At 62.2% G+C, this 22,914-nt stretch carries 27 protein-coding genes; 22 read left to right on the forward strand and 5 right to left on the reverse strand.

Going from position 1 to position 22,914, the window contains the following annotated elements; all coding sequences use genetic code 11:
* Nucleotides 1-20: 20 nt before the first annotated feature.
* The 19 genes from PSQ40_RS04885 to PSQ40_RS04975 all read left to right on the forward strand — a co-directional run bounded on the left by PSQ40_RS04885 (nucleotide 21) and on the right by PSQ40_RS04975 (nucleotide 18,719).
* Nucleotides 21-377, forward strand: coding sequence for a hypothetical protein (locus PSQ40_RS04885; RefSeq protein WP_273949220.1), 357 nt, complete (start codon nucleotides 21-23; stop codon nucleotides 375-377).
* Nucleotides 378-405: 28 nt separating this feature from the next.
* Nucleotides 406-702, forward strand: a complete 297-nt coding sequence (locus tag PSQ40_RS04890; RefSeq protein WP_273949223.1) for a hypothetical protein — start codon at nucleotides 406-408, stop codon at nucleotides 700-702.
* Between the two features lie 27 nt (nucleotides 703-729).
* Entirely contained in the window at nucleotides 730-1,095 is a 366-nt protein-coding gene (locus PSQ40_RS04895) for a Gp49 family protein (protein ID WP_273949225.1), read from the forward strand.
* Between the two features lie 31 nt (nucleotides 1,096-1,126).
* Nucleotides 1,127-1,336: a hypothetical protein gene (locus PSQ40_RS04900; RefSeq protein WP_273949226.1), complete on the forward strand. Its 210-nt coding sequence runs from the start codon at nucleotides 1,127-1,129 to the stop codon at nucleotides 1,334-1,336.
* Between the two features lie 51 nt (nucleotides 1,337-1,387).
* Nucleotides 1,388-2,392 carry a hypothetical protein gene (locus tag PSQ40_RS04905; RefSeq protein WP_273949228.1) on the forward strand — a complete coding sequence of 335 codons (1,005 nt, stop codon included), beginning with the start codon at nucleotides 1,388-1,390 and terminating at the stop codon, nucleotides 2,390-2,392.
* A 183-nt stretch (nucleotides 2,393-2,575) separates the two neighbouring features.
* Nucleotides 2,576-3,676, forward strand: a complete 1,101-nt coding sequence (locus PSQ40_RS04910; protein WP_273949230.1) for a N4-gp56 family major capsid protein — start codon at nucleotides 2,576-2,578, stop codon at nucleotides 3,674-3,676.
* Between the two features lie 76 nt (nucleotides 3,677-3,752).
* A complete protein-coding gene (locus PSQ40_RS04915; protein ID WP_273949231.1) occupies nucleotides 3,753-4,160 on the forward strand; it encodes a hypothetical protein in 408 nt (135 codons plus the stop codon).
* Between the two features lie 85 nt (nucleotides 4,161-4,245).
* Nucleotides 4,246-4,650, forward strand: coding sequence for a hypothetical protein (locus tag PSQ40_RS04920; RefSeq protein WP_273949232.1), 405 nt, complete (start codon nucleotides 4,246-4,248; stop codon nucleotides 4,648-4,650).
* 6 nt (nucleotides 4,651-4,656) lie between these two features.
* Entirely contained in the window at nucleotides 4,657-5,322 is a 666-nt protein-coding gene (locus PSQ40_RS04925) for a phage adaptor protein (RefSeq protein WP_273949233.1), read from the forward strand.
* A 38-nt stretch (nucleotides 5,323-5,360) separates the two neighbouring features.
* Entirely contained in the window at nucleotides 5,361-5,765 is a 405-nt protein-coding gene (locus tag PSQ40_RS04930; RefSeq protein ID WP_273949234.1) for a hypothetical protein, read from the forward strand.
* Between the two features lie 15 nt (nucleotides 5,766-5,780).
* Nucleotides 5,781-7,427 (forward strand): LamG-like jellyroll fold domain-containing protein, encoded by a 1,647-nt coding sequence (locus PSQ40_RS04935; RefSeq protein ID WP_273949235.1) that lies wholly within the window; start codon nucleotides 5,781-5,783, stop codon nucleotides 7,425-7,427.
* The gene (locus PSQ40_RS04940) at nucleotides 7,424-8,449 is read left to right on the forward strand and encodes a hypothetical protein (protein WP_273949236.1); all 1,026 of its coding nucleotides are present in this window, start codon (nucleotides 7,424-7,426) and stop codon (nucleotides 8,447-8,449) included. The genes PSQ40_RS04935 and PSQ40_RS04940 overlap by 4 nt, the downstream gene beginning before the upstream one ends.
* A 1-nt stretch (nucleotide 8,450) precedes the next feature.
* A complete protein-coding gene (locus PSQ40_RS04945; protein WP_273949237.1) occupies nucleotides 8,451-9,626 on the forward strand; it encodes a hypothetical protein in 1,176 nt (391 codons plus the stop codon).
* A complete protein-coding gene (locus PSQ40_RS04950) occupies nucleotides 9,623-11,698 on the forward strand; it encodes a cell division protein FtsQ/DivIB (protein WP_273949238.1) in 2,076 nt (691 codons plus the stop codon). The genes PSQ40_RS04945 and PSQ40_RS04950 overlap by 4 nt, the downstream gene beginning before the upstream one ends.
* Before the next feature lie 13 nt (nucleotides 11,699-11,711).
* Entirely contained in the window at nucleotides 11,712-12,149 is a 438-nt protein-coding gene (locus PSQ40_RS04955; protein WP_273949240.1) for a hypothetical protein, read from the forward strand.
* 2 nt (nucleotides 12,150-12,151) lie between these two features.
* Nucleotides 12,152-14,017, forward strand: a complete 1,866-nt coding sequence (locus PSQ40_RS04960; RefSeq protein WP_273949241.1) for a hypothetical protein — start codon at nucleotides 12,152-12,154, stop codon at nucleotides 14,015-14,017.
* A gap of 50 nt (nucleotides 14,018-14,067) precedes the next feature.
* Nucleotides 14,068-15,891, forward strand: coding sequence for a hypothetical protein (locus tag PSQ40_RS04965; protein WP_273949243.1), 1,824 nt, complete (start codon nucleotides 14,068-14,070; stop codon nucleotides 15,889-15,891).
* 264 nt (nucleotides 15,892-16,155) lie between these two features.
* Entirely contained in the window at nucleotides 16,156-18,021 is a 1,866-nt protein-coding gene (locus tag PSQ40_RS04970) for a hypothetical protein (RefSeq protein WP_273949245.1), read from the forward strand.
* Nucleotides 18,022-18,140: 119 nt separating this feature from the next.
* Nucleotides 18,141-18,719, forward strand: coding sequence for a hypothetical protein (locus tag PSQ40_RS04975; protein ID WP_273949246.1), 579 nt, complete (start codon nucleotides 18,141-18,143; stop codon nucleotides 18,717-18,719).
* On the opposite strand, the gene PSQ40_RS04980 is transcribed toward PSQ40_RS04975, so the two are convergent.
* From PSQ40_RS04980 to PSQ40_RS05000, 5 genes are all read right to left on the reverse strand, one after another.
* Nucleotides 18,708-19,415 carry a hypothetical protein gene (locus PSQ40_RS04980; protein ID WP_273949248.1) on the reverse strand — a complete coding sequence of 236 codons (708 nt, stop codon included), beginning with the start codon at nucleotides 19,413-19,415 and terminating at the stop codon, nucleotides 18,708-18,710. The genes PSQ40_RS04975 and PSQ40_RS04980 overlap by 12 nt on opposite strands.
* 178 nt (nucleotides 19,416-19,593) lie before the next feature.
* Nucleotides 19,594-20,058: a hypothetical protein gene (locus tag PSQ40_RS04985; RefSeq protein ID WP_273949250.1), complete on the reverse strand. Its 465-nt coding sequence runs from the start codon at nucleotides 20,056-20,058 to the stop codon at nucleotides 19,594-19,596.
* A gap of 289 nt (nucleotides 20,059-20,347) precedes the next feature.
* Complete coding sequence (locus tag PSQ40_RS04990; protein ID WP_273949251.1) at nucleotides 20,348-21,136, reverse strand: Rha family transcriptional regulator; 789 nt, start codon at nucleotides 21,134-21,136, stop codon at nucleotides 20,348-20,350.
* Complete coding sequence (locus PSQ40_RS04995; protein ID WP_273949252.1) at nucleotides 21,133-21,384, reverse strand: hypothetical protein; 252 nt, start codon at nucleotides 21,382-21,384, stop codon at nucleotides 21,133-21,135. The genes PSQ40_RS04990 and PSQ40_RS04995 overlap by 4 nt, the downstream gene beginning before the upstream one ends.
* Nucleotides 21,385-21,392: 8 nt before the next feature.
* Nucleotides 21,393-21,584: an Arc family DNA-binding protein gene (locus PSQ40_RS05000; RefSeq protein WP_273949253.1), complete on the reverse strand. Its 192-nt coding sequence runs from the start codon at nucleotides 21,582-21,584 to the stop codon at nucleotides 21,393-21,395.
* A gap of 107 nt (nucleotides 21,585-21,691) precedes the next feature.
* Between PSQ40_RS05000 and PSQ40_RS05005 the strand changes: the two genes are divergently transcribed.
* Genes PSQ40_RS05005 through PSQ40_RS05015 form a run of 3 tightly spaced genes read left to right on the forward strand, consistent with a single transcriptional unit; the run spans nucleotide 21,692 to nucleotide 22,844 of the window.
* Nucleotides 21,692-22,126, forward strand: a complete 435-nt coding sequence (locus tag PSQ40_RS05005; RefSeq protein ID WP_273949254.1) for an Arc family DNA-binding protein — start codon at nucleotides 21,692-21,694, stop codon at nucleotides 22,124-22,126.
* 48 nt (nucleotides 22,127-22,174) lie between these two features.
* The gene (locus tag PSQ40_RS05010; RefSeq protein ID WP_273949255.1) at nucleotides 22,175-22,327 is read left to right on the forward strand and encodes a hypothetical protein; all 153 of its coding nucleotides are present in this window, start codon (nucleotides 22,175-22,177) and stop codon (nucleotides 22,325-22,327) included.
* 22 nt (nucleotides 22,328-22,349) lie between these two features.
* Nucleotides 22,350-22,844, forward strand: a complete 495-nt coding sequence (locus PSQ40_RS05015; protein ID WP_273949916.1) for a PLxRFG domain-containing protein — start codon at nucleotides 22,350-22,352, stop codon at nucleotides 22,842-22,844.
* The last annotated feature ends 70 nt before the right edge of the window (nucleotides 22,845-22,914 follow it).

A 22,914-nucleotide genomic window follows, 5' to 3' on the forward strand; every position in this document is an offset into this window, starting at 1 on the left:
TGCCACCACTGAGAACAACCATGACACAGCAAAGCACCAGCCAGATCGTGAGCGAGAAAGAACTCCTGATGGGGGAGATCAAAACCCCCTACAGACTGAACTTTGATCAAGCCCTCGGTCTGGCCGATCAATTGCAGCGCAATCCAATCGAGGGTGCTGGCTCGACTCGTCATGTCCTGGGAAGCAAGCAGGCCCAGCAGGTATACGCCCGTCAATTGTTTGAGCAGGCTACGCGCCAGGACGCCTTCAGCGCACTTTTCCTGAAGCCAGCCAAGCCCCTGACCCGATTCCAGCGCCTGCAGCGCCGATTCCAGCACCGATTCCACGACTTCCGCATGGCCCTGGCCTCCTGGATCGCTGGCACCCACCTCGAATGACCTGATCACCACCACCAAGAAGGAAACCATGACCACTGAAACCACTGACCCCGGCATCCTGGCAATCGCACGAGTTGCCCACGAAGCAACCCAGGCCTACGCCCGCTCGGCAGGCGACTACGCCACCCAGCAGGCTTGGGAAGCCCTGGACGCCAAGGACCAGAAGACCGCCGTGGCGCGCGTCTGCTTCTTCCTTGACAACCCCGCGGCCGAGCCCGGCTCGGTGCACAACGCCTTGGAACTGCAGGACAGCACCCAGCGCGCCAAGGCGTTCATCTTCCATGGCGTGGTCCGGGCCATTGCCCGCGAGCAGGCCCGCACCTGATCAACAAGCCTTACTCAAGGAACCCTTATGACCACCCAAGATCAAGCCCTGGAGGCAGAGATCCAAGCCAAGGGCGCCAATGTGGCGCCGCGTGTGACGCCGGCTGATATTGAAGCCAACATCGTCAGCGAGCACTACTTCACCGCAACGGACGGCGTGGTGTCTGCAACCGGTAGTTTCCCCAACGGCTTCGGGCCCAGCCCGCTTGACCTCATCACCATCTGCGTGCTGGTGACGAAGAACGGCACCAAGCTGGTAGGGGCCAACGAGGGCCCGGTATCCCCCGAAAACTTCGACCCCGAACTGGGCCGTAAGTACGCCCGCCAGAAGGCGATTGACCAGCTCTGGCCGATGTTGGGCTACGAGCTGCGCACCAAGCTGGCCGCCCCCTGACCCAATCCCCAACCATCCCAAGGAGATCCCCATGGCAAAAGAACCCAAAGCCAGCATCAGCCTCGACCGCTGGCAGATCGAAGAAGACCTGCGCACCCTGACCCGGGCCGAAGAGATCAAGGCTGACAAGAAGCGCTACGCCGCTGCCGTGAAGTACGCCAGCGAGCGCATCAGCGACCTGCGCGACATCGTGGCCGACGCCGCCGAGGAAGCGTCTGAAGAGGGTAGCGAAAAGGACTGATCACCCTCGCGCCATCGCCTATCCATCCCCCACCACTGAGAGGAATCCAACATGCCCGGCTTTACCGAAGACACCATCGACACCAGCTCCAACTCCATCAACACCGGCGACGAAGATCGCGGCGACGTGCTCAACCCAGAACTGAGCAACGTCGACGCCCTCAAGAGCGTGGTTGAAGGCGCTCCCGCTGACTTGGATGACGACACCGCCATCACGTCTGATGCCGATGGCGGCGCCAAGACCGCTCAGGAAGGCGAGGACGCCCAGGGCGAAGCCAAAGACACCGGCCCGCGCACCATCCCGAAAGCCCGTTTCAACGAGGTCAACGAGCAGCGCAAGCAGGCTCAGCGAGAAGCCGAGGAAGCCAAGGCCCGAGCCGAAGCTGCCGAGGCCGAGCTGCAAGCCCTGCGCTCCCAGCGTGCGACGCCCGCCCAGGCACCGGCCCCACAAGCGCCCGCACCAGCAGCCCCGGCTGCGCCAGAGTTCGACATCAAGGCCCAGGAACGCGCCTACCTGGAGGCCACCATGGATGGGGATGTCGAAAAAGCCCTCGAGATCCGTGAGCGCATCAACACCCACATTCGTGAGAACGCCGAGAGCACGGCCCGCGAACGTGTTGCTCGAGAGCTGACCGAGCGCCAAGCGGCTCAGGCCCTGCAGGAGGCCAGCGAGAAGGCGGTGCAGGCCTTCCCTTACCTCGAAACCCCCGAGGGCGAGGAAGCGCTCGAGCTGATCATGGCCAGCCGTGACGCCAAGATCGCCCGCGGCATCCCGGCTCACATCGCCTTGGCCGAGGCGGTCACCAAGATCGCGCCTCGCTTCGCCCCGGCGGAATCCACCCCCAGTAAGGACTCCACAAGCACCACCCAAGCGAAGGACACTCGCTCCGCAGCAGCAATTGCGCGGGGCCTGGCTGATTCGGCCAAGCAACCTCCCGCGCTGACTGGTGGTGTTGGTGATCGAGCGACGGCCGGCAAGGTCGACGTCGAGACGATGACCGAATCCCAGTTCGAGAACCTGTCCGCAGCCGAGAAGAAACGTCTTCGCGGCGACTGATAGGGCGGGCTGCAAGGGCCAGCAGGGACTCACCCTCCTGCTGGCCGACATCTCCGGGTGCCCTCGTCCTGAGCCGACGTTAAAGGGCTCGGCGCTCTTGACCGCCTCCCAAGTCATGACTTCCGCAGTGGCTGCGCAACGCCTGAACCCCGTAACGCAACCCACTTTTGGAAGGACAACACCATGTTGACCAATTTCGCTGCACTCAACTCGCAGCAAAAAGTAGTCTGGTCCCGCGACGTCTGGCAGGCGGCCCGCGACAAGATGTTCGTGAAGAAGTTCATCGGCACCGGTGAAAACGCTGTGATCCAGCGCATCACTGAGCTGACCAAGACCGAGCGCGGCGAGCAGGTGCTCATGCAGCTGGTGGCCGACCTGGTCGGTGACGGCGTGATCGGCGACAACGAGCGCGAAGGCAACGAAGAGGCCCTGCAGAACTACGAGCAGCTGATCAACATCGACCTGATCACGCACTCGGTGGGCAACAAGGGCAAGCTGGCCGACCAAAAGACGGTCATCAACTTCCGCGAAACCGCCCGCGACCGCCTGGCCTACTGGCTGGCCAACCGCGTGGACCAACTGGTGCTCCTGACGATGTCGGGCATCAGCTACGCCTTCAACAACGATGGCTCCCTGCGCGTCAACAGCCCCTTCCCGAACCTGCGCTTCGCCGCTGACGTGTCCGGCCCGTCTGCCAAGCGTGCCCTGATGTGGAACGGTTCGGCCCTGGTGCCCTCGGTCACCGGCTCGATCACCTCGGCCTTTGTGCCCAGCTACAAGATGATCGTGGACGCTGTGGCCTACGCCAAGACCCACTACGTCAAGCCGCTGATGTCGGGTGGCAAGGAGTACTACGTCATGTTCGTGCAGCCGGGCACCCTGGCCGCACTGAAGAAGGACTCCGACTACCAGCGCGCCGTCACCAACCTGGCCCTGAAGTCGGGTGAAGACTCGCCCTGGTTTACCGGCGGCACTGTGACCATCGACGGCGTCGTGATCCACGAGCACCGCCTGGTCTACAGCACCAACGGTGCGGCCTCGGGCAGCAAGTGGGGCTCGGGTGGCACGGTCAACGGCACCCGATCGCTCCTGTGCGGCGCCCAGGCTCTGGGTATGGCCGACATCGGCGTGCCGGAGTGGAACGAAAAGCTCTTCGAGTACGACTCGCGTCAAGGCATCAACGTCGACAAGATGTTCGGCCTGCTCAAGCCCAAGTTCTATTCGATCTACGACAAGTCGATCGAAGACTTCGGCATCGTGACCATCGACCACTTCCTGCAGTAAGCAGCGCCCTCGAAGACGGGGCCTGCAGCGCAGCGCCCTGTCTCCCTGAACCGTCTTCAGTTTCAAGGAGCAGACCATGCCCATCATCCAGCAATCCGGCCGCCAGAACGTTCAAACCGCTCTGCTGACCATCAATTTCGGCGATCCCACCGCCTACGGCACTGCCGAGAACGCGATCGAACTGCCCCCGGGCTCGATCGTGGTCGGCGGCGACATCGTGGTGGACACCCCCTTCAACAGCACCACCAACAGCCTCACCCTGGGTGATGCGACCACGGCCAACCGCTACGCCAACGCCGTCGACCTCAAGACCGCTGCCCGCAGTGCGCTGACCGTGACCGGCTTCGTGACCACGACTGCCGAGCGCTTCATCCGCGCCAACCTGGCTCAAACGGGTGGCGTACCGACCGCAGGCTCGGTTCGCATCCGTGTGGACTACGTGACCCAAGGCCGCGCCAAGTCCGTCTGGGGCGCTGGCCGCTGACCATTTCTTCAGTGGTGGGCCAGCGATGGCCCTTTACCCGGCGGACTGATCCCCGCCGGGCTTTTTGAACCCTCAGGAGCAACAAATGAAATTCGTATCCACCACCGGCGAAGACATCCACATCGCTCTGCCCAGCGGTCACACCGCGCTGATTCCGGCGCCGGGCCCCGAGACCGATGGCGTCGAACTCCCCATCCAGTTCCGCCGCGAAGCCATCGCCCGCGGCGCTGTGGCGGTCGGCATCGACATGACGGAAACCCCTCAGGCCGCCCCCCTGGACCGCACTGCACTGATCACCAAGGCCATCACCGAGATGCTGGACGGCAGTGACGAAGCCGACTTCACCAGCGACGGCAAGCCCAACCTGATCAAGCTCGCGGCTCGCGTGGGCTTCCGTGTGGCCCGCGAAGAGGCCGACAAGATCTTCGATGCCATCACCAAGGGCACTGACGAAGCACCGGCTTCGACCTCCGCCCCTGCTGCCGAGTAAGACGCCATGCAGGTCTCTGAATTCATCGCCACCTTTCGCGCTGAGCGCCAGGATCTGGCCCAGCCGTACCTGTGGACTGACGAGGAAATCGTCATGTACCTCAACGAGGCGGTGAACGAGGCCTGTATGCGCGCTCGGTTGATCGAGGACACCCTGACCAGCGCTGTCTGTGACATCAACCTCACTGCCGGCCTGGCCACCTACACCCTGCACCCGTCCATTCAGCACGTCGACCGAGTGACCTGGCGCGGCATCCCTCTGGACGAGACCAGCCTGCTCATGGAAGACCGCAAAGACTTGCGATGGTCCACCAGGCTTGGCCAGCCCAAGCGCTACCTCACCAACGGCACCAACCAGATCACGATCATCCCAGCCCCGGACAGCACAGCTGTGTCCGATCCGGTGCACCTGACCGTCAAGCGCGTGCCAGTCACCCCGCTGAGCGCAGCGACTCCCGCCGGAGTTCCTGAGATCCCGCTGGTCTACCACCCGCTGATCAAGGACTGGGTCTACCGGTGCGCCTACCTGAAGCAGGACGCCGACACCTTTGATGAGGCCAAAGCCGCGAAGTTTGAGGCTGCCTTCACCGATTCCTTCGGCGCCCGGCCCAACGTCAACACCCAGCGCAAGCGCCGTGAGCTGCGCAGCAATCAGGTTCGCCCCACCTGGTGAACCCCTGAACCAGATCCCAACCTCACCAGGAGCCCAACATGGCCAACGCCCTCTACGTCAAAGGCAAGGAGAAGATCCTCTCCGGCGCCATCAACTTTGTCAGCGACACCCTCAAGGTGGCCCTGGTCAAGAACACCTACCCCCAGAACCTCAGCACCGATGAGTTTCTGTCGACCATCTCGTCCTATGTGGTGGGCACGGCCCAGACCCTGGCCAGCAAGTCTGTGACTGGCGGCGCCTTCAATGCCGCGGCGCCAGTCTTCCCGACCGTGGCGGCCGGCGATACCTGCGAGGCCGTGGTGATCTACAAGGACACCGGCAACGCTGCGACCTCGCCTTTGCTGGCCTACATCGACGTCATCACCGGGTTCCCTGTCGCCACCAACGGCTCGGACATCACCGTTCAATGGGATGGCGGCGCCTACAAGATCTTCAGCCTGTAATCGGGCAGACCCTGAATGGACGCCTACATAAAAAACGTAGTAGTCGGCCTGGTTCCCGCCGGTGACGTTGGCAGCTCCACCATCACGGACCAGAGCCCGACTAACCGCGCGTTGACCAACAATGGAGTAGTGATCTCCAACATCTCCACCGCCCAGTACAGCGGGCGGGCGATGCGGTTCAACGGCTCCGCAGATATTGAGGTGCCGTCCTCCCCCGATCTGGACCTTGGGAACTACTACACGGTCGAGTGCGGTTTCATGGCCGACACCATCGAAAACTGGTTTGGCCTGGTGCAGCGCGGCTACTACTCCGCCTATACCAACGACTGGACCGGCCTCGTCTTCAGCATCGTCCACACTGGCAACGGCAACTTGGTCGCCTATTTTTGGGGCACCACCGTATTCAACGAGCGGGCCATTGTCTCTAGCACCCCAATCGAGGCAAATCGGCACTACACCCTGGCCGTGGTCCGAAGTGGCACCAACGGCTACATGCTGCTCGACGGCGCCGTGGTGGGCACCATCAGCAATCTCCAGACCTGCGCCGCGAGCAATCTCCCTCTGCGCATTGGCCACTACGACGAGCCCTACGTCAACAACGGTCGACTGGTCGGGTACATCGACAACGTGCGGATCACCAAAGGCGTGCCGCGATGGACTGCGGCCTACACCCCCGATCTCCCGTTCGAGTTCACCCAGCCGGTGGCCGGCAGCGTCACCACCAACGGGCTGCGCATGGGTGCTGTCGACCAGGGCTATTTCCTGCGACTGATCACGAACCCCGGCGGCGGCAAGAAGCTCACGCTCTCGGCCTGGATCGCGTTAGACACCGCGAACATGGAGGCGTTTTTCTACGGCTCCCGCAGTTCCTCATCGTCCTACGATCTGACGGCCATCTCGGTCCGGGGAGCCCAGTTCACAGCGTTCTCCCGCGACTCCAACCTGAACACGCTCATCAACGTGTCGGCGAGCGAGCTGGATCTGCCCGTGGGGGTGGAGCGGCACGTCACCATCGTGATCGACACGACTCAGCCTGCCCCGGAGAACCGGGTGCAGATCTACATCGGCGCCACCCGAGCCACGCTGGCCGGCACGTTCCCCGCTCAAGACGCTGTCCTGCCGCTGCTGCAGGCTGGCCAGACCGAATACATCGGCGTGAACTGGGGCAACGCTGAGTACGCGCACGGCCTGTTGGGCGGCTTGGCCATCGTAGACGGTACCGCCGCCACGCCCAGCCAGTTCACTGGGGCTTACGGCGCCTACACCGGCGGTTCCTATGGTCCGAACGGCGGGTTCTTGGCCTTCCTGGACACCAGTGGCAACACAGTCAACAGCAACGTCGGATTTGGGGCGGACTCGTCAGGGTTGGACCTCTACCGCCCAAGTTACGGCATCGCACTGGCAAACGCAATCAGCTTGTCTTCGCTCCCGACGCCTTTGTCGGTCAGTGGGGTGGTGCGCGACGCCAACAACCAGTTTGCCGCGCGGACCATCGTAGTCCAGCGCCGCGACAACTCTCAACTGCTTGGTTCGACGGTCAGCGACGCCGCAACCGGGGCCTACAGCGTGAGCCTGACGTACTCGGGCCTTGTCGACATCATCGCCAAGGACAGCACTGGTACGCTGCCTGACCTCATTCTTTCTCGAGTGACGCCGGGATGAGCTACACGCCGCCCGCGTTCAATGCGGCCGACTTCTCATGGGTCGGAGTTGCGGCGTACACGCCACCAGCCTTCAACGCTGCAGACCTGCAGTGGTCCCCCTCGGTTCCTGTAGCCCAGGGCTTTGAGGTCACGAAGTTCGGCACCCCAGCGGCCAGCTACAACCAGTTCGCCCAGGCCCATGGCTTCCAAGCCACCCAGTTCGGCACGCCGATGTACGGCCTGTTTGCCCAGGGCTGGCTGGCAACGCAGTTCGGCACACCCACCGGCACCGCGGCCTTTCACGCTTCTGGCTTCCTGGCTGCGCAATTTGGCTCTCCCACGGTCAAGCTGCAGGCGGCTGGCTGGCAGCCGACCTCATTCGGGTCTCCGTCCGTCATCCTGGGTTTCCGTGTCGCTTCGATGGGGCCGATCACCCAGTTTGGGACGCCCACCCGGGTTTTTGCCCAAACCTTGGATGCCCAGGGCTGGCAGGCCGCCCAGTTTGGCGAGCCTGTTGCGCTGCTCTACCAAGCCGGGCAGACCGCGGCCCAGAAGTGCCTGGCCTCTGGCTGGCAGGCCGCGGCCTTTGGCACCCCAGCAGGAGGCCTTGATCAGGTTGCTCAGGCCTCCGGATGGCTGGCGACCAGCTTCGGGGCCCCTCAGGCGGGCCGGACCATGTTGGGGACCGGCTTTCTGGCCGCCACCTTTGGCCAACCCAAGGCGATCAGGACCACTCACGCACAGGGCTGGCAGTCAGCCGTCTTTGGCGCACCCGTGACCCGGCGTGCCTTCCAGGCCCAGACCTTGGGGGCCGTCACGCAGTTTGGTTCGCCGCGCGCCGGCTTTCCTGGCGCCCATCTGGCCTATGGGTTCACCGTGGCCGGCCGGTTTGGTCAGCCCAAGGCTTGGACGGGCAGATACCAGGCAACAGGCCTGCGATCAACCCAGTTCGGCACTCCGGCCAAGCGCGAGATTCACCACGCCCTGCACATCCCGCCCGGCACCCGATTTGGCGTGCCGCTGCTGAAACGGAGCACCTGACATGCCCACCTTCGAGAAATTCACCGGAATCAACAACGTACTTCCCACTGAGCGCCTGCCTGAATCCGACCTGGCCGTGGCCACCGACGTGGACTTCGGCCTCTCCGGCGAGATCCTGCGGCGCGCAGGGTATGCCCGCACCGTTGCAACCGACCATCGCAACGTCTGGGACGGTTCGGCCTACACGTTGGCCACTTGCGCTGGTGATCTGACCTCGATCCTGCCCAATGGCACCCGCACCGTGGTTTCCCAGTCGCTCGGCAGCGACCGCGTTTGGTATCTGGCCCTGCCAGATGGCCGAATCGCCTTCAGCAATGGCCTGATCACCGGCATCGTGAGCGCGGACGGCCTGAGCTCTACCGGATGGGGTATTCCAGTGCCTGAAAGCATCGGCGCCCTGACGCCCGTGGCCGGCGCGCTGTTCCCTGGGGACTACCAGTACCAGATCACCTACGTCCGGCTGAGCGATGGCCAGGAAGGCGGGCCGCAGTACTCCAACCCCATCACCGTGAGTACGGGCGGCATCCTCCTGACTGGCCTGCCGGTGCGTGCCGGGTATGGGATCAATGTCTACCTGACCAGCCATAACGGCGGCGATGCCCACCTGGCCGGTTTCACGACCACTGCGTCCTTCAGCTACCTGGGCAAGAACGATGGCCTCGTGATTCCTTGCCGCACCGACTTCGTGAGCCCGCCGCCGGCTGGCACAGTGAGCGCGTTCTGGCGTGGCCGCGCGCTGGTGGCTGTTGGCTCAATGATCATCGCCACCCGGGTGCACCAGGTGGAGCGATTCGACGCCCGGAGCGACTTCCTGCAGTTCCCGGATGCCGTCACCATGATCCAGCCGGTGGACTCTGGGGTGTACGTGGGCACCAAAAAGAGCTTGTTCTACCTGGCCGGTGCCGAGTTCGAGAAGCTGGCCATCACCGCCACCAAGCCGTGGCCAGTGGTTCTTGGGTCTGGCGTGGCCGTCCCTGGCGAGCTGGTGAAGCAAGGCGACGGGGTGGGGCAGGGCAGCGCCATGATCTGCATTGCTGACGGATTTCTGGTGGCCGGCTTCAACGATGGTCAGCTCATCCGGCTGACAGAAGGCCGGTACAGCACGGTAGTGACCGAGGTGTCTGCCACCTTCCGGACCGTGAACGGCATTCCTCAATACCTGGCGGTGCCGCGATGAGCTTCGCGTCCGACCTGTTCATTGATCAGGACGGGGAGCCCATTCCCGGCAAGATCCCCGCCGAGCTGCTGCTACAGGGGCCGGCCTCAAATGCGCAGATGGCCGCAGTGCAGAGCCTGTATTTCGACTTCATGACTCAGCAGCGCCTCTCGCTGTCGCCTTCGGCTTCGTGGAATGTTGGGCTCTCCGATGGCTCTCGGGTGAGGTTTGAGTACGCCTACGGGATGACTCGGATCTTCGTCTGGCCGGCAAGCACTGAGGACGAGAGCGCGACCGTGGCCCCATTGGCCTATCCCGCCTATGTGAGCCTGGAGTACGCGCCGATCTATGAGCGCTCCATCATCGACCTGGGCACCTACAGCCCTCAGGAATACCCGCCCGAACCCGTCTACACGGCACCGGAGTACACGGTACCGGAACCGACGTTCGACCAGAGCGCGCCCGTTTACATGGGGGTGGTTCGGACTAACCCGAATGGCACCCCGCCTAACTACAACCTGCAGGCCGGCAGCACGATTTTTGACACGAAGACCACCAACTACATCGACGGGACCATCAGCGAGGATGGCCTCACGGTGGTCGGCGCCGGCAGCCAAAACATCTACCGGCGCACGATCGCCTACACCCTGGCCGGCGGCGGCTACATCGGCTACGAATACGTGTTCTTGAGCCTTGCCCCGGCAAACTACCCCCGACTGACCGAAAACGGGCAGTACACCGACTTCGGATTCCTGCGAAACCCGTCGATCGGGGACAACGAACTGCCTTGGACCATCGACACCAGCTGGTACGACCAGATCACCGCCTACAACAACGCCCGAGACGCCGAATACAACGCCGCCTACCTGGCGTGGCGGAACTCCACTTACGCCGCATGGCAGGCTGATCGAACAGCTTTCTTCAACAACGCTTATGCCACCTGGCGCGCAACGGTCTATCAGGCTTGGCTGGATGAATGCGCCGCCATTGACGCTCAGTACCCAGCCAACACCAGCAACAACATCCTCACCAACCTGCGCCGGGCTGCTCGGCCGGCTCAACTGGCCGCCCTGGCCGCTTGGCTGGACACCGGTATCGCATCCCCCCACCTCACGGCCCGCTACCTGGCGCTGCCATTCAACGTGAGCTACGCCCACACGGGCACGCTGGACCTATCCGGCGGCTCGGTGGCTGGTGACAACCAAGTGACCGAGTACCCAGCGGCCTATCGGATCACCTACAACGTCACCAACGCCACCCGCGCATCTGGCTACACCGAGCACTATTCGGACGGCTACGCAGAGGCCATGATGATCCTTCAGGCGGGCTGGAGCTTTGGCGGCGACGTCTCTCAGCCCCGCAACCTCTTTGGGTGGCGGGCAAATGGCCAGTATTCCCGCCTCTCACAGTGGTTCCCCTACAACTACTTTGAGCGCCCCCAGACCGTGCCAGGGGATCTGTCCAGCCTGACCTTTGACACCGCGCCCGGGTATGCCGCCTTCATGGCCTCCGCTATTGAGCGCAGCGAGGCGCCAGGCCTCAAACCAAGCTCTGACCGGTTTGTGCCAGAAGACACCACCATCACCCTGATTCAGCTCGAGTACGACACCTACGACCCGATCACCCGTCAGTGGATGTGGCTGCCCCACGTCGGCATGATCTACGTCGATGCCATCTGGCTCAAAAGCCTGGGGCAGTTCACTGTTCCCACCCGGCCAAGCAGCCAAAGTGAAGGGGTTTCCCCGCGCGCCGTTCGGGTTCGCCGGGTGCTTCGGCAGAAGCGCAATCCCGATCTCAGCTGGACCACCCCCACTGATGTGCCCACCGATGAGCTGCGAGAGCCTGCATTCCCGAGTTTTCCGCTGACCTCACTGTGGACCGAGTACCCCACCACGATCGTTGCGGTGCTCGGCCTACCAGGGTTTGCGGCGCCAAAGCCAACCCCTGACACTCAATTCCCGCACGATGCGGTGGCGGTTTTTGCTGGCATGAATGGGGATTTTGAGGACCTGGTCACCGGCTCCTGGACCATGAACCCCACCCCCATGCGGCTGGCTGCCAAGGCCTTGAGCTACGTTTACAAAGTCACCTGAAGGGGAGATTCCCTTGAACACCATTGTCATGAACACGCTGACCGGAGCGGTTTCCGAGTACACGAATTTCCAGTTCGACTCCATCACCCCGAAGCGGGCCGGATCTGCCGGCGGCCTGCACACCCTCGGCGGGGATCTGGACATCTCCACACCCATCGTCTCCCAGGTCATCACAGGACGCCAAGAATGGGGCGCAAGCCTGAAAAAGCTGCTCAGCGTCATCTACCTCTCAATCAGGTGCACGGGCCCTTGCGCGGCCATTGTGCAAGGCAAGTCTGGCTCCTGGACCTACCCCGCCGAGTCCTATTCCACCGGTGTGACCCGGGCCAAACCCGGCCTAGGCATTCGGGAGAACTACCTGGCTTTCGGATTTCAGAACACCAACGGGGACACCTTTGTGCTTGACCGCATCGAGGTGCCCACTTCGCAATCCAACACCCGGAGGGTTTGACCATGACTACCCCTGCAGAACAGGTAAGTGCCGCATTTGCCCAGGCCAACAACTACGCGCAGAACGCCCTCACCCAGCTGGAGAGCTACACCGCGGCCATGCGGGATGCCGTCTACGCCCAACCGACCTACAACGTTGATTGGGTGTCCATCGCGGCGCCCACGGCCATCACCTACGACGCGCCGCCATCGGCTCTGACCTCCATCTCCAACGATTTCAAGTTCGACAGTTCGGTCCTGGCCAGCAAGCCCGCCGACCTGAGTGACAGCCTGACGGCTCCGAGCTTCGACATCGCCGGGTTCACCGGCACAGTCCCCACGCTCAACCTGCCGGCCGCACCGACGCTGAACTACGGCACCGCGCCGACCGTGCCCAGCCTGTCCGCCGTGACCGTGCCGGATGCGCCCACCGTTACCATGCCCAGCGCCCCCACGCTGCTGAGCTTGTCTACCATCGCCTTCGGTGGAGTCGACTTGCGCGAGTCCATGCTGACCCGCCTGGAGGATGTCCCGACCCTCACGCTTGCCGGGCCGACGCCGTACACGTACGCGGCAGGGCCAACCTACGCGAGCGACCTGCTGACGGCCCTCAAGGCTACGCTGCAGGGACGGCTGGCGGGTGGTACCGGCCTTGCGCCGGCGGTCGAACAGGCGATGTGGGATCGACTGCGCAGCCGCGAAGAGCGCCTTGCGGACGCCAATCAGCAGGAGGTCATGCGCAACAGCCAAGCCTTTGGCTTCGCTTTGCCGTCCGGCACTCTGGCGGCCCAGCTGCGCGAAGCCCAGCAGGCCTACTACGACAAGCTCAGCGAAGTCAGCCGCGAGATCACCATCAAGCAGGCCGAACTGGAGCAGGAGAACCTGCGCCAGACCATTGACGCGGGCATCAAGCTGGAGGCCGAGCTCATCGACTACGCCTGGAAAATCGAGCAGATCGCTTTCGATTCGGCCAAGGAGTACGCAAAGAGCGCGATCGACCTGCACAACGCCGCCGTGCAGCGCTACCAGGCGCTGCTTGCCGGGTATGAGGCCTACGAGAAGGCCTACAAGACCATCATTGACGCCCAAAGCATGAAGGTAGAGGTCTACAAGGCCCAGCTCGACGCCGAGAAGACCAAGGCTCAGATCAATGTCGCCCTGGTCGACCAGTACAAGACTCAAGTTGAGGCAGGCATGGCCGTGGTTGAGCTCTACAAGGCTCAGCTGGGCGGCACGCAAGCCCTGATCGCGCTTGAGGGGGCCAAGATCAGCGCTGCCGGCGAGCAGATCCGAGCCTATACCGCCAGCGTGAACGCTGAGACCTCGAAAGTGGAGGCCTACAAGGCTGGGGTTGAGGCCGAGCGGACCAAGATTGACACCTTCAAGGTGCAGGTTGACGCCTACGCCTCCTACGTCAGCGCTCAAGGCGAGAAAGCCCGGGCCAACGTGGCCTACTACAACGCCCGCGTTCAAGGGTATTCGGAGGCTTGGCGCGGCTACAGCGCCCGGGTGGATGCTGAGCGCGCGCGCGTGCAGGCGATTGCACAGCAGTCCAGCGCCATGTTGGAGGGTTACCGCGCCAACCTGGCCAGAACCCAGGCCCAGGTCGATCAGGACATCAAGCGGTGGGAGACCGCGATTGGGCAATATTCGCGTCAGAAGGAGTACACGCTGACCGTGGCCAAGATGAACAACGACGCAGTGCTGGCTCAGCGCCAGTCGTTGCTTGAGGTCGGCAAGGTGGGCACCCAGGTCTATGCGCAGCTCACTGCCAGCGCGATGGGGCGAATCAACGCCCAAGCCCAGATCCAAGCCAGTTCGGACAACCGGGTCAGTTACTCCTACAGCGGTTCGACCACGTCGTCTGTCGCGCCGGTCACCGCCGCATAAGACCCCCTGTTGGGTTTTGCTGCCGGGCCTCGCGCCCGAAGAATGGCCTCATGCAATCCATTGGGGCAAACATGCGCGCAGCAAAACTCATGGGGTCCATGCCCCACTACCGCGACGGCGGGATGGTCAAAGGCAAGGGCTCGCCCACCTCCGACAACGTCACGGCCAAACTCAGCCCGGGCGAGGTTGTTCTGCCGGTCGACACGGTCAAGGCCGTGGGCGCCGCCCAGCTCATGGCCTTGATTGATACCACCCACACCCCCAGCGGCAAGCCCGCGGTCAAGGATGGGGTGCAGGCCAAGGCCGATGGCGGTCTGGTGGAGGACAAGACTCAAAATCCATTCACCCAGGTCAAGGCCCCCAATCGCTTCGAGCCTGCCGGGGGCGGGATGATCCAGTATGGGCAGCAGGGAAACCAAAGCTCATCGCCAGGCGCAGGGGGTGGGCGAGGCTCGGTGAATCCGCCGATTGATGCGGTCAAGGTGATGAACCAGCCGCCGGGGGGGGCTCCAAGTGCGACGGCTAACCCTTATGGGGGCGCGAACGCAGCAAGGGTCCAGACCAACGAGCCTGCAATGAGCGCGCCGTTTCAAGCGACAAAGCAACCAAGTCCAGCATCATCGGCGGCACAGGTTATGGCATCTCCCGTCAATTTTGACGCCACAACCAAGACCTACAGCGGATCGAACATCGGCCCTGGCGCCGAGATCTTGGGCGGTCGAGGTGGGGGTGGGGTGATCTCGGCCCAAGGCCAGACAGCCGCACAGCGACTCTCAGACCTCTCCGCTGCCGAGTCGCTCGCTCGCGTCACGCAGTCCACGGCCAGCAACCCTGCTCAACAGCCGCTTGGGGTCTCTCTTCAGAAAGACCCATGGTCGGCGCAGAAGGCACTGGACAACGCCGCCACCGCGGCCTCTTCGATCCACGCACCTACGGCTGCCCGTGGCGCCGCAGAACTGGCCTTCTTGCAAAACCGGCAAATGCAGGCCGAGCGCGAGGATGCGAGCACCGGACGCACGGCTATGACCGATTTTGGCCAGACTGCGCGGGCCCGCATGGCTGAACTTGGGCAAACCGCCCGTGCCAATGCCTCCAATGCACTGACTGCCGGCCTGACGCAATTCCGCGATCAGGGCGAAACACAACGGACGCTCTTAAAAGAGGCGGGCGATGATCGCCGCGCTCTGTTGTCCGCTTCCAATCGAATGCAAGGCGCGCCGGCTGGCTATCAATGGGCGCCTGATGGTAGAAGTCTCCAACCTATCCCTGGCGGCCCGGCATCGCTTGACAAGCCGACTGAGGACCAAGCCAAGGCCCGAGGCTGGCTTGCTCAGGCCCAGAGTGCTCGGCAGAACATGATCGATGCAGCGGCGGCGAAGAAGGGTGCGGACACGCCGGGCTTTGGAGATGCTGTTGCATCGCTTCCCGGGCTGGCATCGGTGGGCAACTACATCATGTCGCCCGAGCGTCAGAAGTACAACCAAGCAGCCAGCTCCTTTGCCGAAGCCGCGCTGCGCGCTGCCACTGGTGCAGGCGTCAACAAGGACGAGGCGCTGCAGAAGATTGCGGAACTGACGCCTCGAATGGGTGACTCGAAGGAAGTGCGGGACCAGAAGTATGCGACTCAAGAGGTATACCTCAAGGCACTCGAAGCCAGATCAGGCCTTCGTCAACAAGAGCCACAGCCGCAGGCGGTTCCCCAGGCTGTAGCGCCAGTGGTTGCCCCAACAACCGCCAGCCCAACGCCTCAAGTCCAGGCGCCCGCATCGGCCGCGCCGGCGCAGCAGGTTGACCCTGGCCATTTGTCTGAATTGCAGCGCCGCGCCGCAAGCAATCCAGCCATTGCAGCAGCTCTCAAGCAAATGGGGTACTAAATGCCGACCAACTACGAGTCCATGTCTGACGCTGACCTTCTCGCGTCACTACCTCGCCGCGATGCCGCCCCGGCCGCGCCAACTTCTGCGCCGGTGCCGACCGCACCAACCGGGCAACGGGCTCTGCAGCGCACCCTTGCCCAGGGGGGAATGCTGACCCCGCCCCCTTCTACCCCTCCAGCGTCCGTCCCCGTCATGGGGGTAACCGCTGGCCCGCCAGCATCCCCGCAGCCATCTGCAACGCCGTCACGGGATTATTCCAAGATGAGCGACGATGATCTTCTGGCTGCACTGCCTGCGCGCAAGCCCGCCGGCGGCAACCCAGGGATCCTTGAGGGGGCTGGAATGGGTTTGGCCCGCGGCGTCAAGGATGTGATCGACACCGGCGCCCACGCGCTGGCATCGGGGTTTGACTCACTGATGGGCACCAAGGAGGCTGACCGCATCAAGGCATCGGACGCGGCCGGCGCTCAGGCCTTCGAGCAAAGGTACGGCGACAGCACCGCGGCCAGTATTGGCCGGGTGGGCGGTCAAGTGCTGGCCACCGCGCCTATCGGCGGCGCTGCGGGCGCCTTGGTGAAGGGCGGGGCGGCTGTCGGCGCTCTACCCAAAGGGGCGGCAGCCCTTGGCGATGCGATTGCTTCGGGCGGCATTGGAGGCTCTGGTGCTGGTGTCGCCACTCGAATGGCGGGTGGCGCGATCAATGGCGGGCTGACTTCTGCTGCAGTTGACCCCTCGACCGTTGACGCGGGTGCCGGCATTGGGGCAGCGCTGCCTGCGCTCGTTTCTGGCGCTGGTCGCGTTGGCCAGGCCGTGGGCGCAGCGGTGGCCCCGTTCACCCGCAGCGGTCAGGATGGCATTGTTGGCAAAACCATGCGCTCGATGGCCACAGACCCAGACGCAGCTGCGGCGGCTATGCGTGCAGCTTCGGAGGTGATTCCAGGCTCAATTCCAACCGCTGCGGCAGCATCGGGAGATGTCGGCCTTTCTGGATTGCAGCGTGGACTGATCAACAAAAGCCCTTCCTTTGCCTCTGACATGGCGGCACGCACGGCCGACCAGAACGCAGCACGCACCGCTGCGCTTGAAGCCATTGCAGGGAACGAGGGCAAGATATCTTTGGCTGAAGAGGCCCGAGACGCCGCCACCGCTGCGATGCGAGAAGATGTGCTTGCCCGCGCTGGCGTTTTGGATGCAAAACCAATGCAGGCTCAACTTGATGCAATGCTGAAAGACCCAAATAACGCGGGGCTGCTTTCGCGCAAGGCGATTCGTGACTTCAAGAAGCAGCTCAACGAGGTCAGTGTTAACGGCTCGGTCGACTCCCGCGCGCTATACGCCTTGCGCAAGGACCTTAACGACATCCTGGGCGGGAAACTGCAAGGCGAGTCCGGCAACCTCAAGTACGCAAGCGGCCAGCTCATCGGCATCAAAGGCATGATTGATGATGCCATCGACATGGCCTCAAACCGAGTTCCGATGGCTTCCGGGACGAGCCTTGGTGCACCTCAAAGTCAATTGGCAGGCGCCCAATCCGCAGCGGTCGGCCAGGCGGCCCCCTCTTGGAGAGGGTATTTGTCGACCTATGCCGACATGTCCAAGCCCATTGAGCAGATGAAAGCGCTCCAGGATGTCTTTAAGTCCATTCAGACCGGGACTGTGGACACGGCCGGCAGACCGATCATCTCGCCTGCAATGCTCAACAACCAACTGAAAAATAAGCTGCCCGAGCTGAAAAAGAAGCTGACAGAAGAGCAGATTCAGGTGCTGCGCAACCTGCAGGCCGACCTGAACGCGGCAACGCTGGCCAACAACGCAGGCCGGGCCGTGGGATCCAACACGGTACAAAATCTGGCTGGGGATCAAATGATCAACGGGTTGCTCGGCTCGGCGGGGAACGCTACACCCATCAAATCGCTGGTGGGTAACGTCATGCGCCTGCCCTATGCGCGGGCTAATGAGATGGTGGAGAACCGCTTGGCTGAGGCTATGCTGGACCCGCAGGTGGCGGCCAAACTGATGACCAAAGCGGAGAAGAAGAGCGCCCTCGAAAGAATGCGCGAGCTGCCAGCGGCGGCTAATTTCGGTCGCGCTTTTCCCGTTCTTGCGAATCCGAGTCTTGACCGTTGATGCCACGTTCAAAGCCTTCCCAAAAGGCTTTGCCGACCAGCAAGGTCACGAGGACGATTTTGTAGATGAGGAGTCCGCTCACGGGCACCAATGTACCCGCCAACCAGCTGTGATGCAAAATGCCCAAAAAATTCAGTGGGGGCGTCATGAACATCTTCTCAGCCGCAAGGCGGCTTGGCATCGTGGTTTCGGCAATCGGCGTCTTGATCGCCGGGGTTCTGTTCTTCAGCTACGAGCCAAGCGTCTGGCTCAAATTCAGCGGGCCGGGCCGTATAGATCCGAACTGCACAACCGAGTACATGGACTCAATCCGCGTGACGGTCAGGAACGGATATTTCCTCGCCTATCCTTGCCGGGACAAGTTCCCACCGGTCCGGGCGGTGCCACCTCAGTCAACCGGCGCGCCTCCAGTTGACTACTCAACGATGAGCACAGCCGAGTTGATTGCCAGCCTGCCTGTGAGACCACCACAGCCGGGCCAAAAATACGCCCCTCATTGGTTTAAAGAGTCCGCCATCACCCCAGAGGACAGGGCCTACGCCGAATCTCTAATCTCAGCCGAGAAGCGCCGCTGGTTCTTTGAGGTTGTCCGGGCTGCTGGGATTGGACTGGCTGCTTTCTGGCTTGCAGCGTGGGCTATCGGCTGGGTAGTCCGGGGCGCCCTTGGTATTCCCATGGGCCGCGATTCAAAAGCTTGATCGCGCATTGGGCGCGCGCCGCTGGCGATGCATTCTTCCCAGCAGGACGTGAGCTCTTGATGCCCCAGCTCCAGGGATCCCTCGCACCCTTCGCGCCGCCGCTCCGCATCCCTTGCGAACCAACTGTGCCGCTGCTTTGAGCGTGGCTACAAGGTGGGCGTGACCGATTTTCACCTTTCCCGCAGGCCGGTTCAGCATCTGCTTGACCTTGGCAAAGGTTACGCGCCGCTTGGTCTTCTTGGGCGTGAATTCACCTGTGAATGGGTGCGCCTCACGCTCGACGGCATAGGCTGCAACTTCCTCAGCCGCCTGTAAAGGCTTCAAGGTGAGGCGGCCGTGCTTGTTGGCATAGGTGCGCTTGACCACGTCGCGCATCTTCTTCAAGGGGCCGGCGCGCTTGTTCTGCAGGGTTTCACTTAGGGCCGCGAGGAAGCGCTGCTTTCGGCTCTTGAGCAGATGCCGCAGACCGAAATGGGCAATCACTTCATGGGCCACCGTCTTGGCTACACCGGTCAATGGCTGTTTCGCCACGATGTAGACACGATTCTTCCAATAGAGCCCCGCAGCATCCTCGGGCGCCTTCACAGGTAGGTCTGATGGCTTCTCCACAACATCGACCTGGGGGATGAATTTCCACTTCGAGAGTACGTTGTGGACGATGCTCTTAACGACTTGGATGCGGTCAAGGACCTTCATGATCACCTCCGGGCAGTTGGCCAAATGGATTGAAGTTGTGAACAGACTTGCGCAAACTCCTTTCGGAGTTGCGCCTTTCGCTCAAGGAGTTCGGCCACCTCGGTTGCCGATCGTGGCAGATCTGGTGCTGGTTGCAGTTGGTGACAGGCACCCTTCTCGCGCGCGTTGGTGGATCTGGTCATTTGCGCCCATCTCCAAAGTTTCCGGTTTTAAGGCGGGCGAGGAACGCTGCCGACTTTGTCTTGAGCTGCTTCACTTCCAGATCCAGAGCCTCAGCATGTGCGGCACTGACTTCTTCGAAGAACGGTACAAAGTCGAAGTTTTTGCACATTTGGACAAACAACTCTTCGAAATTCACAATGAATCCGACGGCCGCACCACGGTTAGAGAACTCCTTGTTGTCGCGCTGACTTCTGATGTGCACAGCCGCGGCGATGATCTCGACGATGCCTAGATGGCAGCTTTCGCTGGATTGCGCCGCAAGTGTGGCCAGTTCCCCAACCAACTCCAGGCCAGTGAGGTTCCCGCTGGTGTAGTCCTGGGGTTTGACATCGAAGTAATTGATCGCGCCGTCGGCCTCAATCGCTTTCTTCTCATCCCAAGTGACGCATGAGGCTTTGCTGATATAGCTGGGTTTCGGCATATCAGTGCACCTCCACAGCTTGGGCCAACACCCGGATTGCGGACATTGCGGCGGCAGCGTGATCGCTAGCCAGCTTGTAGGACGTGGACTGGCTGCGCAGCTCATGCAGACAGCGATTCAAGGCATTGACCGCGGTCGCATGAAGCTGGACTTGATCGGGGGTGTGACCTGGGGTGGTTGCCCGGGCCTGAGGGTGTGCATTACATTTCATGGCACGATTCCTTTTCAGTAGTGAGTTTGGGGATCCAGAAGCCCCTGAGCACTTCGACTTGCTCAGGGGTTTCGTCTTTCAGAGCGCATTGCCAATCTCGTTTGCTTCGCGCTGCTTGCGCGATTGACGGATCGCATCAAGTGGGATGGCTTGGCCCGGCCCATGCTTTTTTGGTGCGTGGCTGAACTCAATCAACATCTGGCCTTGACGTTCGGCGGCGTACCGCCAGCACAACTCCCGAACCCCCTCGCGCATCGCCTTGTCGGCCAGGTCTGGGTCAAACAGCTTGGAAGTCACGCCACCGACTTCGGCTTGGCCATTCGTGTAAGCACCATGCTTCACAAGCCAGATGCTCAACATGCGCGACGCGTTCTTCAGTTGCGGCAGGCCATGGCGCCGCCAAATCTGACCGGCGGTCTCGCCATGACGGAGGCTGGTTTGCTTCTTGGACAGTTCCGCCTGGATCAGCTCAGGGATCATTGCTGCCAGCTCCTTGTGAACGACAGCTTTGACGATGCCGCCGACCTGGGATGCGACCGCCGGAGGCAGTGTCAAAAATTGATCTTGCTTCGCTTTTGTCTCGAGTTCATGCCAGCGCCGGATCACCTTGTTGCGGGCGACGATGCTGTAGCCAGTCAAAAGCGTGTCCGTCAACTCACGGTTCAGGTGGAAGCAGGTGGTGTAACCGCGTGCATCCTTGTCTTCTTGGGGGTGGTCCAAAACTGGACCATCTTTTCCGAGCTCATCCAGCATGTTGCGAATGTCCCGCAGCACATGCTTGTGCTCCTTACCAGTCAGCTCCGCGATCTCGCGGCTGGTCATGGTTGCGATCAACGCTGGGCCGGTGATGGTGATCGGGGTGCTCATGCCTTGACCTCCTGAAACACGGGTTTGCCGGCCACTTCAAGGAAGAATTGCGCGCTGCCGAAAAGGAACTCCGGCAGGTTGCCATCGGTTTCCATCGAATGGGCGATGGCGCCTTCAGCGAAGAGGGCGGCCGCTTCCGCCTGACTCAGACCTTCGCCGGTCTTGAACCAGGCCTCTTTCGCCATTTCGAATCCGGCACTTGCGATGTCGGATTCGGTGTCTATGAACACGCTGGGTTGGAGGGTCAATCTCTTGCTCATTGCTGGCCTTTCTGGGGCTGGTTGGAAAGCTGTTGAGTTCGGCTCTGTTCGAGGCGGAAGACGATCTCGCCATTGAGGCTTCGCTGGTTCTGTGATGCGGATTGCATCAAGTGCGCCTTCAATGGCTGGGGCAAGCGCAGCGGGTATGCCGCCGTCTGGCTTCTATCTGGGTTTGCTTTGTGCTGCATTGATCTTTCCTTTATGCCAACTCGGCATGATCGAAATTTAATGCCAACTCGGAATGATGTCAACTAGGAATATAAAAAATGTTCCAAGTCGCCAGTACCATCGGCCCATGAGCAAGAAACCCTTTCCCAGCGAGATCCAAGAGCGGTTCATCGTTCGGTTGCCCGATGGGATGCGCGACCAGATCGCCTCAGAAGCTAAGAGCAATCAGCGCAGCATGAACGCGGAGATCGTTCACCGCTTGCAGCAGACCTTCCAGCCTGGCGGCTCTGTCCAACTTGGCGATACCTTTGAGGTTGAGCTGGCAGAGATGGTTGAGGAAGTGGTGAAGGCCTTGGGCCACAAGGTTGGTACGGCCCGGTATGAGTTCGCCTTCAATGAGTTGATTGCGTACGCGAGGCAGAGCGCAAGCCGGGAGGCAAAGAGAGCAATGGATGGCATTGCCTGGCTAGCAAAACTCCAGCGCGAAAACCCTGAGGCGCTTGCCAATATCAGCGAGACCACCGCCACCTACCGCGCCACCGAAGGCAACCCGAAGCCCTGACCCCCGTTTCGGATTCCCTGGTGGCCTGGATCGGCCGACCATCATCAGATGGCAATCCGACAATCCCCACCACTGAACTCACAAGGCCGGCCGCCCAAGCCCAGGGAACTGCGCCGCCAACAACTGCGCGAGCTGGAGCAATACCAACGCCGGCGCGAGTACCCACAGCCCGAGGTGGCCCCCTGGAAGCCCTTGGGATGAAGACCAAGCCGCAGGCCAAGCCATCACCGGCGACATTGGCAACGCTGCCCTCACCATCGCCCCCAAGGCTGCAAGCAACCTGGCTAAGGGTGTCGACATGCTCAACGCTGGGGCCTACCGCGATGCGAAGGGCTACAACGTCATCCAGACCACTCCCGGCGAGGCCTTTTCCAAGGCACTGGGCTTTCAGCCCGGCAGCGTTGCCAAGATCCAAGAGGCCAATGCGATCCACCAGCGCGAGAAGAACTTCTACGCGATCAACGCCGCTGAGATCCGGGCCAAGTGGGCGCGCGGGATCTTCGAGAAAGACCCGGACATGGTTGCCGAGGCCCGCGATGCTCTGGCCGACTGGAACGAGAAGAACCCGGATCAGCGGATCTCGCCCAACATGCCGGCCATCATGAAGAAGGTCCGAGAGATGGGCAAATCCAAGGATCAGCGCATCGCAGACACCGCCCCGAAGGCCATGCGCGCCGAGATGCGCCGCGAAAACGCCCAGGTGCGCGAGGGGATGTAAGGGCAGGGCGGGCGGCCGGGAAACGGCTGTCCCCCCTGTTGGGTTTCTGGATCTTGGGGCGCGCGGGAAC

The sequence above is a fragment of the Curvibacter cyanobacteriorum genome, assembly GCF_028649475.1.
GTDB classification, from domain to species: Bacteria; Pseudomonadota; Gammaproteobacteria; order Burkholderiales; family Burkholderiaceae_C; genus Curvibacter; species Curvibacter cyanobacteriorum.